Source organism: Streptomyces sp. NPDC046925 (genome assembly GCF_040644915.1).
In the GTDB taxonomy this organism is placed as follows: domain Bacteria; phylum Actinomycetota; class Actinomycetes; order Streptomycetales; family Streptomycetaceae; genus Streptomyces.
This window is the reverse complement of sequence record NZ_JBEYWZ010000007.1, coordinates 370,624-391,649: the sequence shown is the minus strand read 5'-3', so window position 1 is coordinate 391,649 and position 21,026 is coordinate 370,624. Positions and strand designations below refer to the sequence as shown.

Here is a 21,026-nt window from a genome sequence, read left to right as displayed (position 1 = left end):
GTTCGCCTTCACCAGGACGTACTGCAGTTTTTCAGCCTTCAGAGCATCGCGGAACTCTTTCGCAAGCTTGGCATCGCGCCCGCCGCGCTTCGTCAACCCGGCACCGGGTTCCCGCCCCTCCTGCGTCTGTCTGGTGTCTGTCTGCGGCTGTCTGAGCCAGTCGGCGTCAGCGCTGGTTGCCCGCGCCCGCCGTGGTGCCCGCGTCCTGCGTACCGGCGTCGCCCGCGCCGGACGTGTTCTGGCCCTCGGCGGTGGCGTTGCCCGACGGCTTGTTCGAGGGGCTACCGGCGCCACCCTCGGTCGCGCCCTCGGTCGCACCCTGCGTGGTGCCCTCGGAGGGCTCACCGCTCGTCGAGCCGGACGGCTTCGTCGACGGCTTCCCGTCCGGAGCCTCGGGAACCTCGCTCGGGCCCCACTTCTTGAAGTAGCTCTCGGCCGGCACGACGAAGGTCTTCATCTTCACGTCACCGGTCTTGCTGAAGACGAAGTTGACCGCCTGCGCGTTGCCGTCCTTGACGGCCTCGCGGCTGCTGGGCAGGACGGCGGACGCGTTGTCCTTGCCGCCGATGACGACGGAACCGCCCGCGGGGATGGTCAGCGGACCACCCTTCTTGGAGGTCTTGTCGTCCTTGCCCGGCGTGATCTTCGCCTTCTTGCCCGTGCCGTCGACCGAGATCTCGTCCAGGGTCTGGTCGGTGCGGCCGGTGTTGAACACCGTGGCGGCGATCACCGCGGGGCCCGTCGACTTCAGGTCGGGCTGGGTGATCACCATGGCGTTCTGGATCTTGATGTCGCCGACGGACGTCGCTGCGTTGTCCGGCTTGATCTCGTGCGTCTGGGCGTTGTTACCGGCGCCGCACGCGGCGAGCGACGCGAGCGAGAACGCGATGGCGGTGGCGGCGATTGCGCCACGTCGAAGGCTGCGGCTCACGGCGGCGGCAACTCCTTGAACGAGGGCGGTACGGGAGGGGCGGACGGCCGTAAAGCCGTCCTAAGTGTGTGTCAGCGGCCTTAGGTTACCGAGCCGCCCCCGCGCCACCGCACCCGACCCGCCCCTACGGCACGCGAGCCACTCCCGGACCACCTGAGCCCCGCCTGTGTCTTGGCTGAGTCCCGCCACACCCGTCACTGCCGTCACGTGCATGTCATTGGCCTCTCGTTCACCATTCACATAAGCGCCGTCAAGCGTCATCGGGGCCCGCCTTGCGGATTTCCGGTAAGGAATGCATGGCGGTCCGGGGAAGTCCGGGAAATTGATCACCGGGGGCTCTTGATCAATTCCGGATTCACGCCGAAGACGGAGTCGTACGTCTCTCCGGTCGCCGAACGGAGTAGCGGAAGTTCACCGTCTTGAACCCGGCAAACCGGGACGTTCAGCCTCTTGGAGCGCTCTCGGAGGGCGTGTGACGGGCGTGTTTCTGCTCCCCCGGAGAGCCGCTCCCACCTGCGAATACCTCGCTCCGGAAGCCTTCCGCAGCACGTTCCTGTTGTAGTTGTCAAGCCCCGAGATATGCCCTGACCTGCGAAAACGCCATTCAGAAGAGGCGATTCTCGTGTTAGGATGGATAGCCACGGAAGGGGTACCTGTCACATGACGTTCAAGGTTGGCGACACCGTGGTCTATCCCCATCACGGGGCCGCGCTGATCGAGGCCATTGAGACTCGCCAGATCAAAGGCGTGGACAAGACCTACTTGGTGCTGAAGGTCGCTCAGGGCGACTTGACGGTACGTGTGCCTGCGGACAATGCGGAGTTCGTCGGCGTACGTGATGTGGTCGGTCAGGACGGGCTCGACCGGGTCTTCGAGGTACTGCGCGCGCCGTACGCCGAAGAGCCCACGAACTGGTCCCGTCGCTACAAGGCAAATCTCGAGAAGCTCGCTTCGGGCGATGTCATCAAGGTCGCGGAAGTCGTGCGTGACCTGTGGCGTCGTGAGCGTGAGCGCGGACTGTCCGCGGGCGAGAAGCGCATGCTCGCCAAGGCTCGCCAGATCCTGGTGAGCGAGCTCGCCCTCGCGGAGAACACGAACGAGGACAAGGCCGAGGCTCTGCTCGACGAGGTCCTCGCGTCCTGATCGCGTCCTGACATACGCGTACGCATACGTCTTGGCGCCATGAATGCCGCGGTGCCCGCTGACCCTCAATGGTGTCGCCGGGCGCTGCGGCATGTTCGTACCCGGACACGGTTGAACCCCGGACGCAGTTCTCGCCGGATGCAGTTCTTCTCGAAGACCCAGCCTTCTCGAAGACCCAGTTCTTGAATTCTTACGTAGTGCTCTCGCGTCGTGCTCGAGTCCTGCTCGATGGTGCTCAGCATGCGTGCCGGGCGCGTTCAATCGACTCGACCAGATGTCACGGAAGGGTCCGGTCAAGGCTCGCGCCCGGCGGCTCGCTGTGGCCATACCCACCTCGCCCGAGCACACAAACCTGAACGGAAGCGATGTCTGAGGAATCCCGCACCGCAGTCGTGATCCCCGCCGCAGGACGCGGCGTACGGCTCGGCCCGGGCGCCCCCAAGGCGCTCCGCGCGCTGAACGGCACGCCCATGCTCATTCACGCCGTACGGGCCATGGCCGCATCCCGCGCCGTCTCGCTCGTCGTCGTCGTGGCCCCGCCGGAGGGCGCCGCCGAGGTCAAGACGCTCCTGGCCGACCACGCGCTGCCCGAGCGCACCGACTTCCTGGTGGTTCCCGGCGGCGAAACCCGCCAGGAGTCCGTGAAGCTCGGCCTCGACGCCCTGCCGGAGGGCATCGGCGTCGTCCTCGTGCACGACGCGGCCCGCCCGCTCGTGCCCGTCGACACCGTCGACGGAGTCATCGAGGCCGTCCGCGAGGGCGCACCCGCCGTCGTCCCCGCGCTGCCCCTGACCGACACCGTCAAGCAGGTCGAGCCGGGTGACCCCAAGGAGCCGGGCCGTCCCGAGCCCGTGGTGGCCACCCCCGAGCGGGCCCGCCTGCGCGCCGTGCAGACCCCGCAGGGCTTCGACCGCGACACCCTCGTGCGCGCCCACGCGACGGTCACCGACAACGTCACGGACGACGCCAGCATGGTCGAGCAGCTCGGGCTCCAGGTCGTCGTCGTGCCCGGCCACGAAGAGGCCTTCAAGGTGACGCGGCCCCTCGACCTCGTCCTCGCCGAGGCCGTACTCGCCCGCAGGAGGGCCAACGATGGCTTCTGAGCAGCAGCAGCCGCAGCAGCAGCCGCGCGTCACGCTCCCGCAGGTCGGCATCGGCACCGACGTGCACGCCTTCGAGGAAGGGCGGGAGCTGTGGTGCGCCGGGCTCCTCTGGGAGGGCGAGAGCGCGGGCCTGGCCGGCCACTCCGACGGGGACGTCGCCGCGCACGCCGCCTGCGACGCCCTGTTCTCCGCCGCCGGGGTCGGCGACCTCGGCGCGCACTTCGGCACCAGCAGGCCCGAGTGGTCCGGCGCCTCCGGAGTGACGCTGCTCGCCGAGGCGGCCAGGATCGTGCGCGCCGAGGGCTTCGAGATCGGCAACATCGCCGTCCAGGTCATCGGCGTACGGCCCAAGATCGGCAAGCGGCGGGACGAGGCGCAGAAGACGCTGAGCGCCGCCGCGGGCGCCCCGGTCGCCGTCTCCGGCACGACGACGGACGGCCTCGGCCTCACCGGCCGCGCCGAGGGCCTCGCCGCGATCGCCACGGCCCTGGTCGTAAGGACCGGCTGACCGGCTTCCCCGGTACGGGTGAAATGCCGCTGCGGCGGGGTGCGTTGGAGCAGTATCGGTAACGCACCCCGACAGCAGTATCGGTAACCAACCCCGACAGCAGTCCCACGTCACCCGTAGGTGTACGGAGTCGACGTACGAGAGAGAGGCACCCTTCATGTCCGCCGCACTGTCCGACGAGCTCAAGGCCCTGCTCGACACCCCCGTGTTCATCTCCGTCGCCACGATCCAGCCCGACGGCAGCCCCCAGGTCTCACCGGTCTGGGTGAAGCGCGACGGCGACGACCTGCTCTTCTCCACCACGATCGGTCGCCAGAAGGAGAAGAACCTGCGCCGCGACCCGCGCGTGACGGTGCTGGTCCAGCCGTTCGACGCCCCGTACACGTACGCCGAGATCCGCGGCGAGGCGTCGATCACGACCGAGGGCGGCCAGGAGCTCATCGACGAGCTGGCACTGAAGTACACCGGCAAGAAGTACGCGGAGTTCAACCCGGCCTCCGCGAACGACGACACCCGCGTCGTCGTCCGCGTCACCCCGCGCAAGGTCGTCGGCCGCCTCTGAGGCCCTCCCGCACCCGCGCATGTCACAGTTCCGTGCCCTGTTGACCCCGGAGGTCGCAGGGCACTGTCCTGCGACCACTACCCTGGTGTGGTGACGATTCGCCTGTACGACACCAGCGCCCGGCAGATCCGAGACTTCAGCCCCCTCGTCGAAGGCTGTGTCTCGATCTACCTGTGCGGCGCGACGGTGCAGGCGGCCCCGCACATCGGGCACATCCGGTCGGGCCTCAACTTCGACATCATGCGCCGCTGGTTCGACTACCGCGGCTACGACGTCACCTTCATCCGCAACGTCACGGACATCGACGACAAGATCATCCGGAAGTCGGCCGAACAGGGCCGCCCGTGGTGGTCGATCGGGTACGAGAACGAGCGGGCCTTCAACGACGGCTATGACGCCCTCGGCTGCCTGCCGCCCACGTACGAGCCGCGTGCCACCGGCCACATCACCGAGATGATCGAGATGATGCGCGGCCTGATCGAGCGCGGCCACGCGTACGAGGCGGACGGCAACGTCTACTTCGACGTGAAGTCCTTCCCCGGCTATCTGGAGCTGTCCAACCAGGAACTGGACAACCTCCTCCAGCCCGAGGGCGAGGGCGAGACCGGCAAGCGCGACCCGCGTGACTTCGCCATGTGGAAGACGGCGAAGGAGGGCGAGCCCAGCTGGGAGACCCCCTGGGGCCGCGGCCGGCCCGGCTGGCACCTGGAGTGCTCGGCGATGGCCCACAAGTACCTCGGCCGTGAGTTCGACGTCCACGGCGGCGGCATCGACCTGATCTTCCCGCACCACGAGAACGAGATCGCGCAGGCCAAGGCCTTCGGCGACGCGTTCGCGCGGTACTGGGTGCACAACGGCTGGGTCACCATGAGCGGCGAGAAGATGTCGAAGTCGCTCGGCAACTCCGTCCTCGTCTCCGAGATGGTCAAGAAGTGGCGCCCGATCGTCCTGCGCTACTACCTGGGCACCCCGCACTACCGCTCGATGATCGAGTACAGCGAGGAGGCCCTGCGCGAGGCCGAGTCCGCGTTCGCGCGGATCGAGGGCTTCGTGCAGCGCGTGGTGGAGAAGGCCGGGGGCGTCGTGGAGCCCGCCGCCGACGTTCCGCCCGCCTTTGCCGACGCGATGGACGACGACCTGGGCGTCCCGCAGGCGCTCGCCATCGTCCACACGACGGTCCGGCAGGGCAATTCCGCCCTCGCCGCCGACGACAAGGAAGCCGCGGTCGAGCGGCTCGCCGAGGTGCGGGCCATGCTGGGCGTCCTCGGCCTCGACCCCCTCGACCCGCACTGGGCCGGCGAGGGCGACCGCGGCGAGGACCTGCACGGCGTCGTCGACACCCTCGTACGTCTCGTGCTCCAGCAGCGGGAGGCGGCGCGCGGCCGCAAGGACTGGGCCACCGCCGACGCCATCCGCGACCAGCTCAACCAGTCCGGCCTCGTCATCGAGGACGGCCCGAACGGACCGCGGTGGACTCTCGGCCCGCGCTGAGCGTCTGACCTCGCAATGTGCCGCCCGGCGACCCGGGCGGCACACTTCATATACGTACGCAGTTCACGCAGTGCGCCCTCACGCCGTACGAAGGCAGGCGCACGCATCACAGAGACAGGTAGGTCATGGCCGCTAACAACCGCCGCATGTCCGGCAAGAAGGGCGCGCAGGTCGGCAGCGGCGGGAACCGGCGCCGCGGCCTTGAGGGCAAGGGCCCGACGCCGCCCGCCGAGATGCGCAAGGGACACAAGAAGAACCGCATCGCCAACGCCGCGGCCAAGAAGGCGGCCGGCGGCCCCGGCGGCGGCCGCCGCCCCAGCGCCGTGAAGGGCCGCGGCAAGGGCACGTCCGAGATGGTCGTCGGGCGCAACTCCGTCGTCGAGGCGCTGCGCGAGGGCGTGCCCGCGTCGACGCTCTACGTCCAGCAGTTCATCGACAACGACGAGCGCGTGCGCGAGGCGCTCCAGATCGCCGGTGAGCGCGGCGGCATCCACCTCATGGAGGCCCCGCGCCCCGAGCTGGACCGCATGACCAACGGGCTCAACCACCAGGGCCTCGTGCTCCAGGTCCCGCCCTACGAGTACGCCCACCCCGACGAGCTCGCCGCCGCCGCGTACGACCAGGGGCAGGACCCGCTGATCGTCGCCCTCGACGGCGTGACCGACCCGCGGAACCTGGGTGCCGTGGTGCGCTCGGTCTCCGCCTTCGGCGGGCACGGCGTCGTCGTCCCCGAGCGGCGCGCCGCCGGAATGACCGCGGGTGCCTGGAAGACGGCCGCCGGTGCCGCGGCCCGTACGCCGGTGGCGCGGGCCACGAACCTCACCCGCGTCCTCGAGTCGTACAAGAAGGACGGGCTCGCCATCGTCGGTCTCGCGGCGGACGGCGAGCACGAGGTCGGCGACCTCGAGGCGCTGTCCGGTCCCGTGGTCATCGTCGTCGGCAGCGAGGGCAAGGGCCTCTCGCGTCTGGTCGGCGAGACCTGCGACTACCGCGTGCGGATCCCCATGCCGGGCGGCACGGAGTCCCTGAACGCCGGTGTGGCGGCGGGCGTCGTGCTCTACGAGGCGTCCCGGCACCGGAGCTAGCCGTCATCCCGGACGTCGGCCGGCCCGGACAGCACGGGCCGGCGGGCGTGCGGCGAAGATCTTGACGCGGTCCGGACATTTCCACGCGGTCAAGGCAGTGTCCTAAACACACATCACTCGGTTAGATGAGTGTGGACACCAGAACACCCCGCAATCCCACGGGGGGAAGCTCGTCAGGGTTCGACGAAGCTCCCGCGCTGAGCATGGTGAAGGTGCCGAGCGACCCGGCGCAGGTCATCGTGAACCACGCGAGCTTCCGCGTGCAGCTCCCCACCGCGCAGCGGACCCAATCCCCGCGTATCGCACGGCACTTGAGCAATGCCGGCGACACCATGCACATCCCCGCGTCCGGCTCCGCCGTCCGACGCCGCTCGCCCGTCGTCTGGAGCGGCAAGTCCGAGCCGGGCGACCCCGGAGCCACCGGCCTGCTCCAGGCCGTGCGCGGCACCGGCGTGCGCCATTCGGCCGAAGTCGGCGGCACCTCGTACGACGACGGAGGCGCCACCCAGGTCATCCCCCGCATCGACGACGACGATCTCGAAAGCACGCAGGCCACGCCTGCCGTCATCGGTCCCCGGAACCCCGAATCCGGCACCCGGCTCATTCCGCGCATGCCGGCGTCCGAGAGCGACCTCGACGAACGACTTCCCTATGACGAAGACGAGTTCGACGACGGCGACGACGACGCGCGGCAGGTAGTCAAACGCCACGGGGCCGACCCCGTCCGGCACGCCTACTACCCCGGTCGCCGCATGAACCTCGGCGTCGTGCTGCTTCCGCTGCGCGTCTTCCTCGGGTTCATCTCCATCTACGCAGGCATGGGCAAGCTCTGCGACCCCGTGTACTTCGACGGCGGCGACCGCGGCTCCATGGTCAAGTGGCTCAACTCGCTGCACCCCTGGACCCTCGCCGAGCCGCTGCGCGAGTTCGCCCTCTCCCACCCCGTGGGCGCGGGCCTCTGCATCGCCTTCCTCCAGATCATCGTCGGCGTGCTCACGGTGCTCGGGCTCTGGCAGCGGGTCGCGGCCAGCGTCGGCGTGCTCCTGTCCGCCGCGCTCCTGGTCACCGTCAGCTGGAAGACCGTCCCCGCCTACGACGCGCCGGACATCATCTATCTGGCCGCATGGTCGCCGCTGATCATCGCGGGCGCGCCCGTCTACTCCGTCGACGGACGCCTCGCCGGCGAGGCCTGGCGCAGGCTCGGTCCGCGCGTGGACATCTGGGAGCTGCGGCGCCGGGTACTGCGGCGCGGCGGGCTCGTCGGGGCGTTCGTCATCGGCTGCACGCTGCTGATCGGTTCGATGCTCGGCGGCGCCGTGCGCGACGCCGACCGCGTGACCGTGCCGGGACCCGGCGAGGCCCCGCGCAACGAACTGCCCGGATCACCGCTTCCCCAAGAGCCCGGCAAGCAGCGGCAGCAGCGCCAGGGTCAGTCGCAGAGCCCCACGACCGCCGGGTCCGGGGCGCCGACGCAGGGCAGCTCCGCAAGCCCCACGCGGGGCGCCGCCGGAGAGGCGACCACGCCGGGCGCGGCCCCCGAGACGACCAACGCGGGCACCGGCCAGGGACAGCCGAGCCAGACGCAGGGCGCCGCGGGACAGGCCCCGCCACAGCAGTCGTCGCCCCAGCAGCCTCCGGCGTCGGCCACCGCGGGACCCACGTCCAGCGGCGGCGGCAGCGGTGGCGGTGCGCCCGAGAGCGGCGCGAACGGCAGCGGCGGCCAGGGCCGCGGCAACGAACGGCTCGTGGGCGGACTGCTCGGCGGCGGCTGAGCAGGCTTCCCGGCCCGTACGGGAGAGGGGCCCCGCACAGTGTCTGTGCGGGGCCCCTCTCCCGTACGTACGCGTATGTGATGCTCAGCCGGACGTCTGGGCGGCGATCAGCCGGACGTCTGGGCCGCGAGCTCCTTCGCCGCCTCCGTGAGGTCCTTGGCGGTGTCGATCGCCCGCCAGTAGGCGCCCTGCGGCAGCGGGAAGCCCGCCAGGCTCTTCTCGCGGGCCAGGCGCGGGAACGTGGTGCGCTCGTGGTCGCCGCGGTCGGGCAGGAGCGCGGTGAAGGCCGAGGAGAAGACGTACACGCCCGCGTTGATGAGGTACGGGGACGGCGGGGACTCGATGAAGTCCGTGATGTGACCGAACGCGTCCGTCTCGACGGCACCCCACGGGATGCGGGGGCGGGCCAGGGCGAGGGTCGCGGTGGCGTCGCGCTCGGCGTGGAATTCCGCCATGTCGCGCAGCGAGAAGCGGGTCCAGATGTCGCCGTTCGTCGCGTACCAGGGGCGGTCCGCGTGCGGGAGGTGGCGGGCGGCGTACTTCAGGCCGCCGCCACGGCCCAGGGGTTCGTTCTCGACGACCGTGGTGACGTTCAGGGGGAGGTCGGCCGAGTCCAGCCACTCCTGGAGCACCTCGGCGAGATGGCCGCAGGAGACGACCGCGTCCGTCACGCCCTCGGCCGCCAGCCAGGAAAGCTGATGGCCGATGATCGGGGTCCCCGTGCCAGGGATCTCGACCATCGGCTTGGGCCGGTCATCGGTGTACGGACGGAGGCGCGAGCCCTGGCCTCCGGCGAGGACAACGGCCTGTGTGGGCTTGTGGGCGTCGGGGTCACCGGTCATGCCGGAAACCCTACGTGCCGCCCCCGTCAGCCGTTCTGGTGGGCGGCGACGCCCGTCGCGAAGGACGTGTCGCAGACCGGGCGTGAGTAGGACTGGGCACGGCTCGGGCCGTACTTCTGGGCGGCCGCGCGGCCGAGGGCACGGGCGATGGACACGCAGTGCTTGGCGAGCGACGGGTGGCGGTTCACCTCCTGCTGGAGGTGGGTCAGAGCGACGCCGGGGTTCCTCTCCTGGAGTTCCAGGAGGAGGCGGTCGCGCAGGACGTCGTGCGCGGCACGGGACTTGGCCGGTGCGGAGAGATCGTCGGCGGATGCGGTGAGCATCGAATCCGAGGAGTTCCCCGACCAGTTGACGCTGGTGACCGCTAGGGTTCCGGAAAGCACCAGCATCACGGGCAGGACGAGGGCGAGCGTGCGGCCGATGCGTCGGGCGGGGCCTCGGTGGGCTCGGCGCTGCTTCTGGGTGTAGTTGGCGGAGTGCGTCACGCTGGTGAGCGTAGCGGTCGGTGATGATTTGGCGACATTACGTCACTCGGTCGAGCTACGGAGATTGATGTTTTTCCGGAGCGGTGTTGACGGGCCTCACCCGAAATGACCGGTCTGCCGGGGTATTTGTCGACAACGCGGCGCACGCGGAAGGGCCCCGCACTCCGGTGCGGGGCCCTTCTGTGTGCAGTCTGTCGCTGCGTACCGCCTGCTCAGTCGGTGAGGCGCTCGCCCGTCGACGTCGAGAACACGTGGATCTCACCCGGACGCGGTACGACGTGCAGCTGCGTGCCCTTCTCCGGGACGCGGCGGCCGTTCACGCGGACCACGAGGTCCTTGTGCTCGCCGCCGACCTCGGCGGAGCCGTAGACGTAACCGTCGGCGCCGAGCTCCTCGACGACGTTCACGGAGACGGCGAGGCCCGCCGGGGCGTCCTCGGTCTCCTTGGAGAGGGACTTCGCCGTCGCGCCGTCCTGCTCGACGATGTCGAAGTGCTCCGGACGGACACCGACGGTGACCGTGCGGTCGCCCTTGTCGGCGGCGGCGGAGAGGGCCTCGCGGTTGACCGGCACGACGGAGTTGCCGAACTTCACGCCGCCGTCGGTGATCGGGACCTCGACGAGGTTCATGGCGGGGGAGCCGATGAAGCCGGCGACGAAGAGGTTGGCCGGGCGGTCGTACATGTTGCGCGGCGAGTCGACCTGCTGGAGCAGACCGTCCTTCAGCACGGCCACGCGGTCACCCATGGTCATGGCCTCGACCTGGTCGTGGGTGACGTACACGGTGGTGATGCCGAGGCGGCGCTGGAGGGACGCGATCTGCGTACGCGTGGAGACACGCAGCTTGGCGTCGAGGTTCGACAGCGGCTCGTCCATGAGGAAGACCTGGGGCTCACGCACGATGGCGCGACCCATGGCGACACGCTGGCGCTGACCGCCGGAGAGGGCCTTCGGCTTGCGGCTGAGGTACTCCGTGAGGTCGAGGATCTTCGCGGCGTCCTCGACCTTCTGGCGGATCTCGGCCTTGTTGACGCCGGCGATCTTCAGGGCGAAGCCCATGTTGTCGGCGACGGTCATGTGCGGGTAGAGCGCGTAGTTCTGGAACACCATGGCGATGTCCCGGTCCTTGGGCGGCAGGTGCGTGACGTCGCGGTCACCGATGTGGATGGCGCCGGCGTTCACGTCCTCCAGGCCCGCGAGCATGCGCAGGGAGGTGGACTTTCCGCAGCCGGAGGGACCGACGAGGACGAGGAATTCGCCGTCCGCGACGTCGAGCTCGAGCTGGTCGACGGCGGGCTTGTCGCCACCCGGGTAGATGCGGGTCGCCTTGTCGAACGAAACAGTGGCCATGGTGAGGGCCCCCTTCACCGGCAGGAACGTGCCGGACGATCCGTTGTAAAGAGAGGAGTGGTGTAGTCCACCTGGGTGAACTGCTCGTGACCGTACCCCGAGGGCCACACGTCTGTCAGTAGCCGGAGAGCCGCGAGCTTCGAGGAAATTTTCGACTTGGCGGAGCGGCTGATCTTCGGTCTGTGTCCTGAGCTAGCCAGAGCACCGCACTTTTGGCCCACAGCTTCCTGCTTCGCCGCCCACAGCCGACGGACCACGGGCTGCCCCGCCATCGCGCACGGTCTTACACGAGCTCCACAGGCATTGCGGCCGACGGCCCGTCGGTCCGTACCGCGCCAGTCGCGTCTATGCGGCCGGCAGACACTTCTCCATCTCGGATGCCCTGATCACCGCTGGCGCCTTACGGCCCGGTGGCAGCGCGGCAGCCATCAGCCGGTACAGCCGCATTCCTTCGTCGCGGAGGTTGGCCGCCGCGTTCACGTCCCGGTCGTGAACCGCACCGCACTCGGCGCACGTCCATCTCCGGGCCGAGAGATCCAGCTTCGGCCCCTTCACCTGACAGTTCGAACAGCGGCGGGTGGACGGGAAGAAGCGGTCGACCACGACGAGCGTCCGGCCGTACCACGCGCACTTGTAACGCAGCTGCCGCAACAGCTCGCCCCACCCGGCATCGACGATCGCGCGGTTCAGCTTGGCCTTGCGCCGCTTTCCCTTGCCGCGCGCGGGACGCAGAAGGGTCACGATGGACAGGTCCTCCACCACGAGCACTTGGTTCTCGCGCACGAGGCGGGTGGTGAACTGATCCAGCATGTCTCTGCGTACGTCGCCTATGCGTGCGTACAGCCGGGCGATCTGCCGCCTGGCCTTCTCCCTGTTCTTCGAACCTCTCACCTTGCGGTGCAGTTCACGCTGCAACCGGGCCAGCTTCTCGGCGTACCGCTTCAACAGCCGTGGGTGATCCAACTTCGTTCCGTCGTCGAGTGTCACCAGCGACGCGAGCCCGAGATCCAGGCCGACGGCCTTCGGCTCCCGTGAGCCGGGAAGGAATGCGGCGGTCAGGGGTGCGATCTCCTCCTCCACGAGTACGGAGAGGAAGTACCGCCCCGCCCGGTCCCGCGTCATCGACAGCCGGACCGGGAGCGTTCGGGCAGGCAGGGGGCGGGACCACCGCACATCCACAGGCGACGACTGCTTGGCCAGCGTGACCGAACCGGTGCCCGGCCGCGCGGGATCCTCCGACCAGCGAAACCCCGTCCGGACGTACGTGGCCGAATCCAGCGACCAGCGCTTTCTCTTCCGCTTCGGGTACTTCGACACGCCCCTGAAGAACCGCGTGTACGCCTGATCCAGATGCCGCAACGACTGCTGCAGGACCGTCGACGACACCTCCTGGAGCCAGGACGTCTCCTCGGCCCGCCGCCAGCCCGTCAGCGCCCGGCACGTCTCCGCGAAGCCGACGTTCACCCTGTGCCGCTCCCAGGCCCCTGAACGCAGGGCCAGCCCTTCGTTGTAGACCCAGCGGCAGGCACCGAACGTCTTCTCCAGCTGTGCGGCCTGGTCCTCGGAGGGATAGCAGCGATATCGGTAGACGCGCTGCTGGGTGCCGGGTTTCTTTGCCGCGCTCCTCATGTGCCCCTCCTCGCAACCAGCGGTCCGATAGTCGGAACAGCGCGTCAGTCCGTTCAACGAACGGGTGCGCGGGTGGTTACGTAGGCGCGGAGGAGCGAGGCGGAGGCCAACTCTGTGGCTTCGGGAAATACGCGCTGTGTAGAGTGAGACCGCCTCGGGCGCGGTCTTGCGCTGTGCGCGATGCCCCCTTAGCTCAGTTGGCCAGAGCGGTTCACTTGTAATGATCAGGTCGTCGGTTCGATTCCGACAGGGGGCTCAAGAAAGCCCAGGTCAGAGCACATCTGGCCTGGGCTTCTCCATGTCCTGAAGTCCTTGACCCTTGTGTCTGCGTTCAGGTGTCTCGTAGGCGCGCTCTGTGCGGTCGATCGGCCGGTACTGGAAGATCAGTCCGCCAGTGACTTGTTCATCTCCGTCGTGAGCGCATCCAACGCGAGACCTACCTGACTTTCCGCCAGCGTGATGTCCAGCACCCACGGCTCCTCCAGGAGAGCTGCTGCCCGGTGCTTGGTCAGTGCGCGAAGCCACGCTTGCCGTGACTGATTAACCGCCTAGTTGCACCTTCCGCTCTGTTTCCCTGTCCAGCTCGGCCTGCCGTGCAGCGTGAGCCCTGTCCAACTTGGCCTCAGCGGCAGTGTGCTCGAGCGCTGAACTTTGAGTGCGCACAGCTCACCTGGCCACTGGAAGGCTGCTGACAGTCAACTCACTGCTTGTCCTTGGCTTTTGTGGGCGAAGGCCCGGGACGCCGTAGCGGTGTCCCGGGCCTTCGTTGTTTTTGTGGGTGCGGTGTTTTCGGGGGTTAGGAGGTGATGGCTCCCGTTGCCTTGCTTGTTGCCGTGCCGTTGTTGTGGCCCGTGCGGTGGGCTGTCACCTTGATCGTGATCTTTTTGCCTCGCTGGGTCGTCTTCAAGGTCAGCGAGGACTTGGTCGCGGCGGTGATCTTTGTTCCGTTTGCGTACCACTGGTAGGTGTACGAGACGGGGGCCGGTGACCAGGTGCCTGTCGTGGCTTTGAGGGTTTTGCCTACCTTGGCGGTGCCGGTGATCTTCGGCTTCGCCGAGGCCTTGGGTGCGGCGCCCTTGGTGACCGTGACTGCCGAAGATGTCGCCTTGGTGTCCTCGTGGCCCGTCTTGTGGGCGGTGACCGTGACGGACAGCTTCTTGCTCAGCTGCGCTGCCGGGATCTTGTACGTCGCGGCCGTGGCATCGGTGATCGCCTCGCCGTTCGCCTTCCACTGGTAGGTGTACGAGGACGGGGTGCCCGTCCAGTTTCCGGGGTCGGCCGTGACCTTGGAGCCGACAGCGGGTGTTCCCGTCACCTTGGGAGCCGTGGTGTTGCGCGGCGAAGGCTCGGTGACGGTGAAGGTGCCCTGTCCGAACGACCAACCGCCCGCGAGCACGGAGATGTCCCAGGCGCCCGCGGGGACGTCCGTCAGGTCGAGCGTCGCCTTCAGCGTGCGGTTGTCCGCGGTGATCGACTCGGTCTTCGCGGTGAGGGTCTTGCCCGACTGCGTGAGGCGGACCGTCGCCTCGGGGTCGATGGCGGTGCCCGTCACGGTGAGTGTGGGCTTGGTGCCGCCGGGGGCCGTGGTCGGGGTGATGCCGGTGACGGTCACCTTCTCGTCGCCACAGCGGACGAAAGAGCATTTGAGCGTGGCGCGGTAGGACGTGGTGCCGGCCTTCTCCGGGAGGCCGAGTACCAGGACGGAAGGCCTCGTCGGGTTCGACTGCGATTCGTTCACCCCGCAGACGTAGCCGTCCGGGATGCTCAGGGCGCAGCCGTTGGTCCACGCGTTGTTGTAGAGCGCGGGGACCGCCGTGGTCCCGGCTCCGGTCGTGTCGGTGATCTCGGCGTCGAAGTGGTCGCCGTCAACAGTGGGCAGGACCGCGCACACCGCGGTACGGGACTCGTCGAGGGTGCCGGTGATCGGGCCGTACCCGTAGGCGATCGAGGGGACCTTGGTGCATTCGGCGGCCGGGCCTTCGGCCGTGGCGATGCGCAGGGCGTCGAGGCGGTACTGAGGTGCTGCGGCCAGGTTGGTCGGTACCTGGACGAGGACCTGGTGGGTGGTGCTTCCGGTGGCCGCGCAGGCGCGGTTGCGCTGGTTGCACTCGGTCTTGCCGTCGTCACCGAGGACGGTGATGTTGGCGGTGCCCAGAGCGTCCCGTACGTCGACGTGCAGGACGTCCGTGGCGGCCGCGGTGGTGACCTGGTGGCAGCGCAGGGAGCCGGGAGCGCCGTATGTGCCCTTCACGGAGGGGCCGCCGACCTTCGCGGCCGTCGTCTTCGTGCAGCCCGCCGAAGCTGCCGTCGACGTCACGTCGCGCCGCGTCAGGGTGTAGTCGGCTGCCTGGTCGCGGCCGGTGACCAGGACCGTGTGGGCCTTGCCCGGCGTGAGGGTGCAGAGCGTCCAGCCGTTGGTGGTGGCGTAGCGGTCGCAGACGCGCTTGCCGGTGGAGTCCAGCACGGAGAACTTGGCCGGTACGTCACCGGAGGTGGCGGTGAGTTGCAGGGCCTCGGCCGAGGTGTGGGCGTCCGCCGGGATGGTCAGGCAGCGCGAGAAGACGCCGTTGCCGGTGGAGAAGGCGGCCTTGGCGCCGTCGGCGGCGAAGCTGCCCGCGGGCAGGACGGGGCAGTCGTTCGCCGCGTCCGTGCGGTGGACGGCGACCGTGTACGGGCCCGTGCGGGGGCTGCCGTCGGCGTGCACGAGGGCGCGGTACGGCGCGGTGCCCGTGAGTGCGCAGTCACCAGCGGCGAGATTCTCCGCGTCGCACTGCTCGGTGCCCTCGCTGTCGAGGACCTCCACGTCGGCGTCGACCCCGGAGGAGCTGAGCGGGGTGAGCGCCGCGATCCGGGAGTCCTTGGGCGCGGGGAGGTTCAGGCAGTCGTACTGTCCTGCCGTGCTCAACTCGCCCTTGTGGGAGCCCGTCTCGCTCTGCACGCAGCCGCTGCCGGATGCCCGGTCCAGGACGATCAGGCCGCGCGCGGTGTCGTGGAAGGGGGACGAGCCGTCGAGGTAGGCGGTGTAGGCGCCCGCGGCGGGCAGCCGGCAGGCGGATTCGGTGTTGCGGCAGAGGGTCTTTCCGGAGCTGTCGTGCACCCGGACCGAACCGGTCTCGCCGTCCTTGTCGACGGAGTCGAAGCGGTACTTGCCCGCCTTCTCCGCGGTGACCGTGAAGCAAGGCGTCTTGGTCAAGTCCTGTGCGGCCAGCGGGCCGTAGGGGCGGACCGGGGCGGACGGGCAGCCCTGCGGGTCGTTCAGGCGGCGGGCGGTGACCGCGTATCCGGCGGGGAAGCCGTCCTCCGAGCTCTTGACGCGGGACAGGGCGCGGTAGGGGCCCTTGCCGGGCAGGACGCAGCTGTCCTCGTTGTCCTCGGGGAAGTGCGGGCAGATCCGGGCGCCGCCGGCGTCGGTGATCCAGGCGATGGACTCGCCGTAGACCTTGGTGCCGCGGGTGAGCCGGATGCGGTCGCCGGGTTCGGCGTCGAAGGGCTGGCAGTCGATCTCGGCGGGGCTGACCGACGTACGGGTGGGCGTCGGCTGGTCCCAGTTGGTGCCGGTCTCCGGGGCGCAGCCGCGGTTGCTCCCGAGCGGTACGACGGTGACCGCGGTGTCGGCGTCCTCCCAGCCGTCGTTGGTGACCTTCAGCGTGTAGGTGCTCTTCGCGGCGAGGTCGCACCAGCCGTCGTCGCGGTACTCGGAGTCGTAGCAGTCGACTTGGGTGTCGCCGCTGTAGACCTCGGTGTTCGCTTCGTTGCCGGAGTCGTCGAACGAGACCAGGTGGAGGCCGGCCTCGGCGGTGGTGAAGGTGTAGCAGGTCGTCGCGTCGGGGGCGACGGTGGCCTTGCCGAGCGCGGCTCCGGGATCGCCGAACGGTGCGAGGGCGAGCGGTGCGCACTCCGGTTCGGCGGCGTGGGCGGCCGTCGCGGGCAGTGCGGAAGGCACGAGCAGGGCAAGGAGTGCGGCCAGGGCGAGGAAGAGCGCGGCGTGCGCCGCGGGTCTCGCAGAAGGACGTGGTTCAGGCATTGAGCCCCCCCAGGCTTTGTGGATGATCGGGTGATCGTGGCACAAGGGTGTGACAGTGGGTGCTGGAGGGGCTACTGATTTCAGGTGATGCCGGTCGAGGGGCGGGGGTGCGGGCGGTGCCGTCGCCCGGTGCTGGCTGGTGGTGGTGGTCAGTGGCGGCCCGCGATTTTGTCTGACCATTGGGCTAGGCGGGATGATCTTGTGGTGTTGGTGGTTAGTTCTCGGTGGTCGGCTGTGTTGTAGGTGGCGTACATGCCGTGGACGCCTAGCCAGCGGAAGGGTTCTGGTTCCCATTTGCGGACCTTGTGGTTGACCCAGGGGAGGGTCGTGAGGTCTGTGGGGCCTGCTTGGCCTGAGTCCTGTTGGACCAGGTCGCGCAGGGTGCGGGCCGCGAGGTTGGCGGTGGCCACGCCCGAGCCGACGTAGCCGCCCGCCCAGCCCAGGCCCGTCGCGCGGTCCAGGGTGACAGTGGCGCACCAGTCGCGCGGGACGCCCAGGACGCCGGACCAGGCGTGGGCGATCTCGACTCCGGCCAGTTGCGGGAAGAAGCGGGTGAGGATGGAGCGCAGGGCTTCGATCGTGGCGGGTTGGGTGCGGCCGTCGTTGTCCGTCTTGGAGGCGTAGCGGTACGGGACGCCCCGGCCGCCGATGGCGATGCGGTCGTCCGCGGTGCGTTGGGCGTACATGTACGCGTGCGCCATGTCGCCGAGTGTTTCGCGGCCTTCCCAGCCTATTGATTCCCATTGGGCGGCAGAGAGGGGTTCTGTTGCGATCATGGATGAGTTCATGGGGAGCCACGTGCGGCGTTGGCCCTTGAGGGATGCCGTGAAGCCCTCCGTGCAGCGCAGGATGTAGGGGGCGCGCACCGTTCCGTACGGGGTGATCGCGTGCTTCGGCTTGATCTCGGTGACGGGCGTCGACTCGTGGATCGTGACGCCCAGGGCCTCGACCGCCGTCGCCAGGCCCTTCACCAGTTTCACCGGGTGCAGGCGTGCGCCGTGCGGGGTCCAGGTGGAGCCGACGGCGCCCGCGACGCGGATGCGGTCGGCCGTCTCGCGTGCGCCGTGCAGGGTGCGGTCCTTCTCGCCGTACGCGAGTTCCGTGGCGTGGAATTCCTTCAGGCGCGCCAACTGGGCGGGTGTGTAGGCGACTTCCAGTACGCCGCCGTGGTGGATGTCGGCGTCGATCCCTTCCGCCTTCGCCGTCTCGATCACCTCGGTGACCGTGTCGTTCATCGCCTCCTGGAGGCGGGTCGCCGCTTCCTTGCCGTGCAGGCGGGCGTAGCGGTCGCGGCCCGCGATGCCGTTGTAGAGCCAGCCGCCGTTGCGGCCGGAGGCTCCGTACCCGCAGAACTTCTGTTCCAGGACGGTGATGCGGAGGAAGGGGGCGGCCTTCTTCAGGTAGTACGCGGTCCACAGGCCCGTGTAGCCGCCGCCGACTATGCAGACGTCGGCACTCTCGTCGCCCGGCAGGGGTTCACGGGGGGCCGGGGTGCCGTTGTCCGCATACCAGTACGAGATGCCGCCGTTGATCGTGCTGCTCATGCGCCGGACGTTACTGCGCTGGTGGGGGCTTTGGGGAGGGTCGTGGCGTGCGGGTTCGCGGTGGGGGGTCCGATACGTTGATCCGGTGCGTGGCGAAGTGCCATGTGCCTCGATCATGGAGGACTGTTCAGATGGCCGTACGCAAGGCCGGGCGCATCGTCACCGCGGTGGCCGCCACCGCACTTCTCGCCGGGGGCGCAGCCGCCTGCGGGCCCGAGGACCTCACGGGCGGGAGCAGCGGCGACGACAAGGCGTCGGCCTCGACGGGCGGGTCCGGGGCCGCGGCCGACAGCGGGCCCGAGGCGAAGGCGCCGCCCGCCGGTACCGACGCGCTCGCGAAGACGCCCGCCACGGTCAAGGGCGGTGTGATCACGGTCGGCGACCCGAAGGCCGGGCACACGGTCAAGCTGTACGAGGACGCGCGCTGCCCGATCTGCAAGAAGTTCGAGGACACCGGCGCGCAGGCGCTGGTGAAGCCGGTGGCCGAGGGCAAGGTGAAGGTCCAGTACACGCTCGCCTCGTTCCTCGACAAGAACCTCGGCGGCAGCGGTTCGGTGAACGCGGCGAACGCGCTGCGGGCCTCGGTGGAGGCGGGCAAGTTCCCGCAGTACCACGCGGCGGTCTTCGCCAATCAGGCCGAGGTCGAGACCGACGACGCCTACACGCCCGCCTTCCTGCTGAAGATCGCCGACAAGGTGGACGGGCTGCGGGGCGCCGAGTTCGACAAGGCGGTGCAGAAGGGCACGTACAAGAAATGGGTCGGCGAGGCCATGCAGGCCTTCACCGACGACGGCATGCAGGGCACGCCGACCGTCGTGATCGACGGCAAGAAGGCGGACAGCCGGTCGCTGTTCGACCAGGGCACGTTCGCCGAGGAGCTCAAGGCTTCCGGGATCTCCTGACCGTCCATCTGCGTGGTGCCGGGCGTACGGCGCTCCGGGTCAGCGGATAGCAGGCCAGGCCGATCAGGACCGACGTGAAGTGGCCCAGGTCGGTGAAGGTCCTGCCGGTGATCAGCGGGGTGCCGTACACGGCGAGGACGAGCAGGAGGTACGCGTATCTCCAGGGGCTCGGCACCCAGTAGGCGAGGACCGCGACGACCCCCGCGAGCGCGTAACTCACGCCCACGTCCAGGGTCTTGGCCGAGGACGTGGGCGCGGCGCCGTGGTGGATGGCGAGCGCGAGGACGCCTTCGCTGATGAGGGTGGCCGCGACGTGCGCGCCCGCGGCCACCGCGAGCCAGCGTGCGGTGCCGAGCCAGCGCTCGGCGGTGGCGTGGAAGACCGTGTAGAGGACGGCGTACGACAGCCAGGTGCCGCCGTCGGTCCAGAACGCGCTGGAGACCAGGACGCGGACGGGGTTCTGCGACAGCTCATGGATGTTCGTGGAGCGCTGGCGCAGGAAGTCGTTCTCGAACTCCGGTGACATGTGGTGCACGGCGACCGTCGTGACGAAGAGGATCGCGAGCCAGATGTACGTGCCGGGGGCGCTGCGGACGTAGGCGCGGACGGCCCGCCTCGCAGTCCTAACGTTCCTGGCGGTCCTAGTGGTCCTAGTGGTCCCAGCAGTCCTCGCGGGCCCTTTGGCCCGGATAATCCCCATGCGGCGATTCACCCACGCCGGTAGCGTCACGGACGTGATCGACATTCGCATTCCGGACGGGCTGATCGAGTCGCAGTACGAGTACGCGGGGGAGCCGGGTCGCGCGTTCATCGCGGCGCTGCCCGCGCGGGTCGCCGAGTTCGTCGAGCGGTGGGACCTGACGGTCGACGGCCCCTCGATGCACGGCATGGCCGCGCTCGTACTGCCCGTGGTGCGGCGGGACGGCACACCCGCCGCGGTCAAGTTCCAGCTCCTCGACGAGGAGACCGAGGGGGAGCCCGTCGGTCTTCGGGTGTGGGACGGCGACGGGGCCGTGCGGCTCCTCGACCACGACGAGGGCACGGGCACGATGCTGCTCGAACGCCTGGACTCCGGCCGGATGTTGTCGACCATGCGGGACACGCACAAGGGGGTGCTCGTCATCGCCGAGTTGCTCGCGCGGCTCACCGCGGTGCCGGCGCCCGCGGGGATGCGGCGGCTCGGGGACATCGCGGCGGAGATGGTCGACGATCTGCCGCAGGCGCTGAAGTCGATCCCCGATCCGGGGCAGCGGGCACTCGTGGAGCGGTGCGGGGGCGCGGTGCGCGAGGTCATGGGGGAGCCCGGCGACCGGCTTCTGCACTGGGACCTGCACTTCGAGAACGTCCTTGCCGGTGAGCGCGAGCCGTGGCTGGCCATCGACCCGAAGCCGCTGGCCGGTGACCCGGGCTTCGACCTCTGGCCCGCGATCAACAACCGTTTCGACGCGGGCGACGTGCTGTGGCGGTTGGACGCGATGAGCGAGGTCCTCGGGCTCGACCGGGAGCGGGCGAAGGCCTGGACGCTGGGGCGGGTGCTGCAGAACGCCCTGTGGGAGATCGAGGACGGGCGGCCGCTGGACGAGGAGGATCTGGAGGTCGCGCGGTTGTTGTCGGGGCGGTGACGGCCTGCCCTGATGCGCGGCGCCGGTTCGACGT

17 protein-coding genes and 1 tRNA gene are annotated in these 21,026 nt (G+C 69.3%); 10 read left to right on the top strand and 8 right to left on the bottom strand.

The genetic code is table 11. The features are described from left to right. Positions 1–166: 166 nt before the first annotated feature. Complete coding sequence (locus tag ABZ906_RS28685; protein ID WP_361387424.1) at positions 167–931, bottom strand: DUF461 domain-containing protein; 765 nt, start codon at positions 929–931, stop codon at positions 167–169. 660 nt (positions 932–1,591) lie between these two features. On the opposite strand from ABZ906_RS28685, the gene ABZ906_RS28680 reads away from it, so the two are divergent. The 7 genes from ABZ906_RS28680 (at position 1,592) to ABZ906_RS28650 (ending at position 8,595) form a co-directional block, all read left to right on the top strand. Next, the gene (locus ABZ906_RS28680) at positions 1,592–2,074 is read left to right on the top strand and encodes a CarD family transcriptional regulator (RefSeq protein ID WP_003953493.1); all 483 of its coding nucleotides are present in this window, start codon (positions 1,592–1,594) and stop codon (positions 2,072–2,074) included. 365 nt (positions 2,075–2,439) lie between these two features. Beyond that, a complete protein-coding gene (gene ispD, locus ABZ906_RS28675; protein WP_361201320.1) occupies positions 2,440–3,177 on the top strand; it encodes a 2-C-methyl-D-erythritol 4-phosphate cytidylyltransferase in 738 nt (245 codons plus the stop codon). Beyond that, positions 3,167–3,685, top strand: a complete 519-nt coding sequence (gene ispF, locus ABZ906_RS28670) for a 2-C-methyl-D-erythritol 2,4-cyclodiphosphate synthase (RefSeq protein ID WP_361201322.1) — start codon at positions 3,167–3,169, stop codon at positions 3,683–3,685. Before ispD ends, ispF begins: the two co-directional genes overlap by 11 nt. Before the next feature lie 157 nt (positions 3,686–3,842). Continuing rightward, positions 3,843–4,247: a PPOX class F420-dependent oxidoreductase gene (locus tag ABZ906_RS28665; RefSeq protein ID WP_361201324.1), complete on the top strand. Its 405-nt coding sequence runs from the start codon at positions 3,843–3,845 to the stop codon at positions 4,245–4,247. Positions 4,248–4,337: 90 nt separating this feature from the next. Then, the gene (gene cysS, locus ABZ906_RS28660; RefSeq protein WP_361201325.1) at positions 4,338–5,738 is read left to right on the top strand and encodes a cysteine--tRNA ligase; all 1,401 of its coding nucleotides are present in this window, start codon (positions 4,338–4,340) and stop codon (positions 5,736–5,738) included. A gap of 125 nt (positions 5,739–5,863) precedes the next feature. Then, positions 5,864–6,823 carry a 23S rRNA (guanosine(2251)-2'-O)-methyltransferase RlmB gene (gene rlmB / locus ABZ906_RS28655; protein ID WP_361201327.1) on the top strand — a complete coding sequence of 320 codons (960 nt, stop codon included), beginning with the start codon at positions 5,864–5,866 and terminating at the stop codon, positions 6,821–6,823. A gap of 125 nt (positions 6,824–6,948) precedes the next feature. Further along, positions 6,949–8,595, top strand: a complete 1,647-nt coding sequence (locus tag ABZ906_RS28650; protein WP_361387421.1) for a DoxX family protein — start codon at positions 6,949–6,951, stop codon at positions 8,593–8,595. Positions 8,596–8,702: 107 nt separating this feature from the next. On the opposite strand, the gene ABZ906_RS28645 is transcribed toward ABZ906_RS28650, so the two are convergent. The 4 genes from ABZ906_RS28645 to ABZ906_RS28630 all read right to left on the bottom strand — a co-directional run bounded on the left by ABZ906_RS28645 (position 8,703) and on the right by ABZ906_RS28630 (position 12,900). Beyond that, on the bottom strand, positions 8,703–9,437 hold the full coding sequence (locus tag ABZ906_RS28645) for a nucleotidyltransferase family protein (protein WP_361194356.1): 735 nt from the start codon (positions 9,435–9,437) through the stop codon (positions 8,703–8,705). A gap of 26 nt (positions 9,438–9,463) precedes the next feature. After that, positions 9,464–9,922, bottom strand: a complete 459-nt coding sequence (locus ABZ906_RS28640; RefSeq protein ID WP_361194359.1) for a hypothetical protein — start codon at positions 9,920–9,922, stop codon at positions 9,464–9,466. 212 nt (positions 9,923–10,134) lie between these two features. Next, positions 10,135–11,271, bottom strand: a complete 1,137-nt coding sequence (ugpC, locus tag ABZ906_RS28635) for a sn-glycerol-3-phosphate ABC transporter ATP-binding protein UgpC (RefSeq protein WP_361194362.1) — start codon at positions 11,269–11,271, stop codon at positions 10,135–10,137. Between the two features lie 345 nt (positions 11,272–11,616). After that, complete coding sequence (locus tag ABZ906_RS28630) at positions 11,617–12,900, bottom strand: RNA-guided endonuclease TnpB family protein (RefSeq protein WP_361387418.1); 1,284 nt, start codon at positions 12,898–12,900, stop codon at positions 11,617–11,619. A gap of 182 nt (positions 12,901–13,082) precedes the next feature. Between ABZ906_RS28630 and ABZ906_RS28625 the strand changes: the two genes are divergently transcribed. After that, positions 13,083–13,156: transfer RNA gene (locus ABZ906_RS28625), tRNA-Thr, on the top strand. A 540-nt stretch (positions 13,157–13,696) separates the two neighbouring features. Here the strand turns inward: ABZ906_RS28625 and ABZ906_RS28620 are convergent. Both ABZ906_RS28620 and ABZ906_RS28615 read right to left on the bottom strand, forming a co-directional pair. Then, positions 13,697–16,924, bottom strand: coding sequence for a Tat pathway signal protein (locus ABZ906_RS28620; RefSeq protein ID WP_361387415.1), 3,228 nt, complete (start codon positions 16,922–16,924; stop codon positions 13,697–13,699). A 149-nt stretch (positions 16,925–17,073) separates the two neighbouring features. Next, complete coding sequence (locus tag ABZ906_RS28615; RefSeq protein WP_361387412.1) at positions 17,074–18,468, bottom strand: FAD-dependent oxidoreductase; 1,395 nt, start codon at positions 18,466–18,468, stop codon at positions 17,074–17,076. Between the two features lie 131 nt (positions 18,469–18,599). Here ABZ906_RS28615 and ABZ906_RS28610 point away from each other — a divergent pair, with 131 nt between their 5' ends. Continuing rightward, positions 18,600–19,370 (top strand): thioredoxin domain-containing protein, encoded by a 771-nt coding sequence (locus ABZ906_RS28610; RefSeq protein ID WP_361387409.1) that lies wholly within the window; start codon positions 18,600–18,602, stop codon positions 19,368–19,370. On the opposite strand, the gene ABZ906_RS28605 is transcribed toward ABZ906_RS28610, so the two are convergent. Then, entirely contained in the window at positions 19,348–20,115 is a 768-nt protein-coding gene (locus tag ABZ906_RS28605) for a rhomboid-like protein (protein WP_361387406.1), read from the bottom strand. The genes ABZ906_RS28610 and ABZ906_RS28605 overlap by 23 nt on opposite strands. Here ABZ906_RS28605 and ABZ906_RS28600 point away from each other — a divergent pair. Beyond that, positions 20,069–20,992, top strand: a complete 924-nt coding sequence (locus ABZ906_RS28600; RefSeq protein WP_361387403.1) for an aminoglycoside phosphotransferase family protein — start codon at positions 20,069–20,071, stop codon at positions 20,990–20,992. The two genes, ABZ906_RS28605 and ABZ906_RS28600, sit on opposite strands and share 47 nt — an antisense overlap. Positions 20,993–21,026 lie beyond the last annotated feature (34 nt).

Bases quoted from the DNA above. Each gene is read 5' to 3' on its own strand.
- ABZ906_RS28680 (WP_003953493.1), top strand. From the start codon at position 1,592: ATGACGTTCAAGGTTGGCGACACCGTGGTCTATCCCCATCACGGGGCC.
- ispD (WP_361201320.1), top strand. From the start codon at position 2,440: ATGTCTGAGGAATCCCGCACCGCAGTCGTGATCCCCGCCGCAGGACGC.
- ispF (WP_361201322.1), top strand. From the start codon at position 3,167: ATGGCTTCTGAGCAGCAGCAGCCGCAGCAGCAGCCGCGCGTCACGCTC.
- ABZ906_RS28665 (WP_361201324.1), top strand. From the start codon at position 3,843: ATGTCCGCCGCACTGTCCGACGAGCTCAAGGCCCTGCTCGACACCCCC.
- rlmB (WP_361201327.1), top strand. From the start codon at position 5,864: ATGGCCGCTAACAACCGCCGCATGTCCGGCAAGAAGGGCGCGCAGGTC.
- ABZ906_RS28650 (WP_361387421.1), top strand. From the start codon at position 6,949: ATGAGTGTGGACACCAGAACACCCCGCAATCCCACGGGGGGAAGCTCG.
- ABZ906_RS28645 (WP_361194356.1), bottom strand. From the start codon at position 9,437: ATGACCGGTGACCCCGACGCCCACAAGCCCACACAGGCCGTTGTCCTC.
- ugpC (WP_361194362.1), bottom strand. From the start codon at position 11,271: ATGGCCACTGTTTCGTTCGACAAGGCGACCCGCATCTACCCGGGTGGC.
- ABZ906_RS28630 (WP_361387418.1), bottom strand. From the start codon at position 12,900: ATGAGGAGCGCGGCAAAGAAACCCGGCACCCAGCAGCGCGTCTACCGA.
- ABZ906_RS28620 (WP_361387415.1), bottom strand. From the start codon at position 16,924: ATGCCTGAACCACGTCCTTCTGCGAGACCCGCGGCGCACGCCGCGCTC.
- ABZ906_RS28615 (WP_361387412.1), bottom strand. From the start codon at position 18,468: ATGAGCAGCACGATCAACGGCGGCATCTCGTACTGGTATGCGGACAAC.
- ABZ906_RS28610 (WP_361387409.1), top strand. From the start codon at position 18,600: ATGGCCGTACGCAAGGCCGGGCGCATCGTCACCGCGGTGGCCGCCACC.
- ABZ906_RS28600 (WP_361387403.1), top strand. From the start codon at position 20,069: ATGCGGCGATTCACCCACGCCGGTAGCGTCACGGACGTGATCGACATT.
- ABZ906_RS28605 (WP_361387406.1), bottom strand. From the start codon at position 20,115: ATGTCGATCACGTCCGTGACGCTACCGGCGTGGGTGAATCGCCGCATG.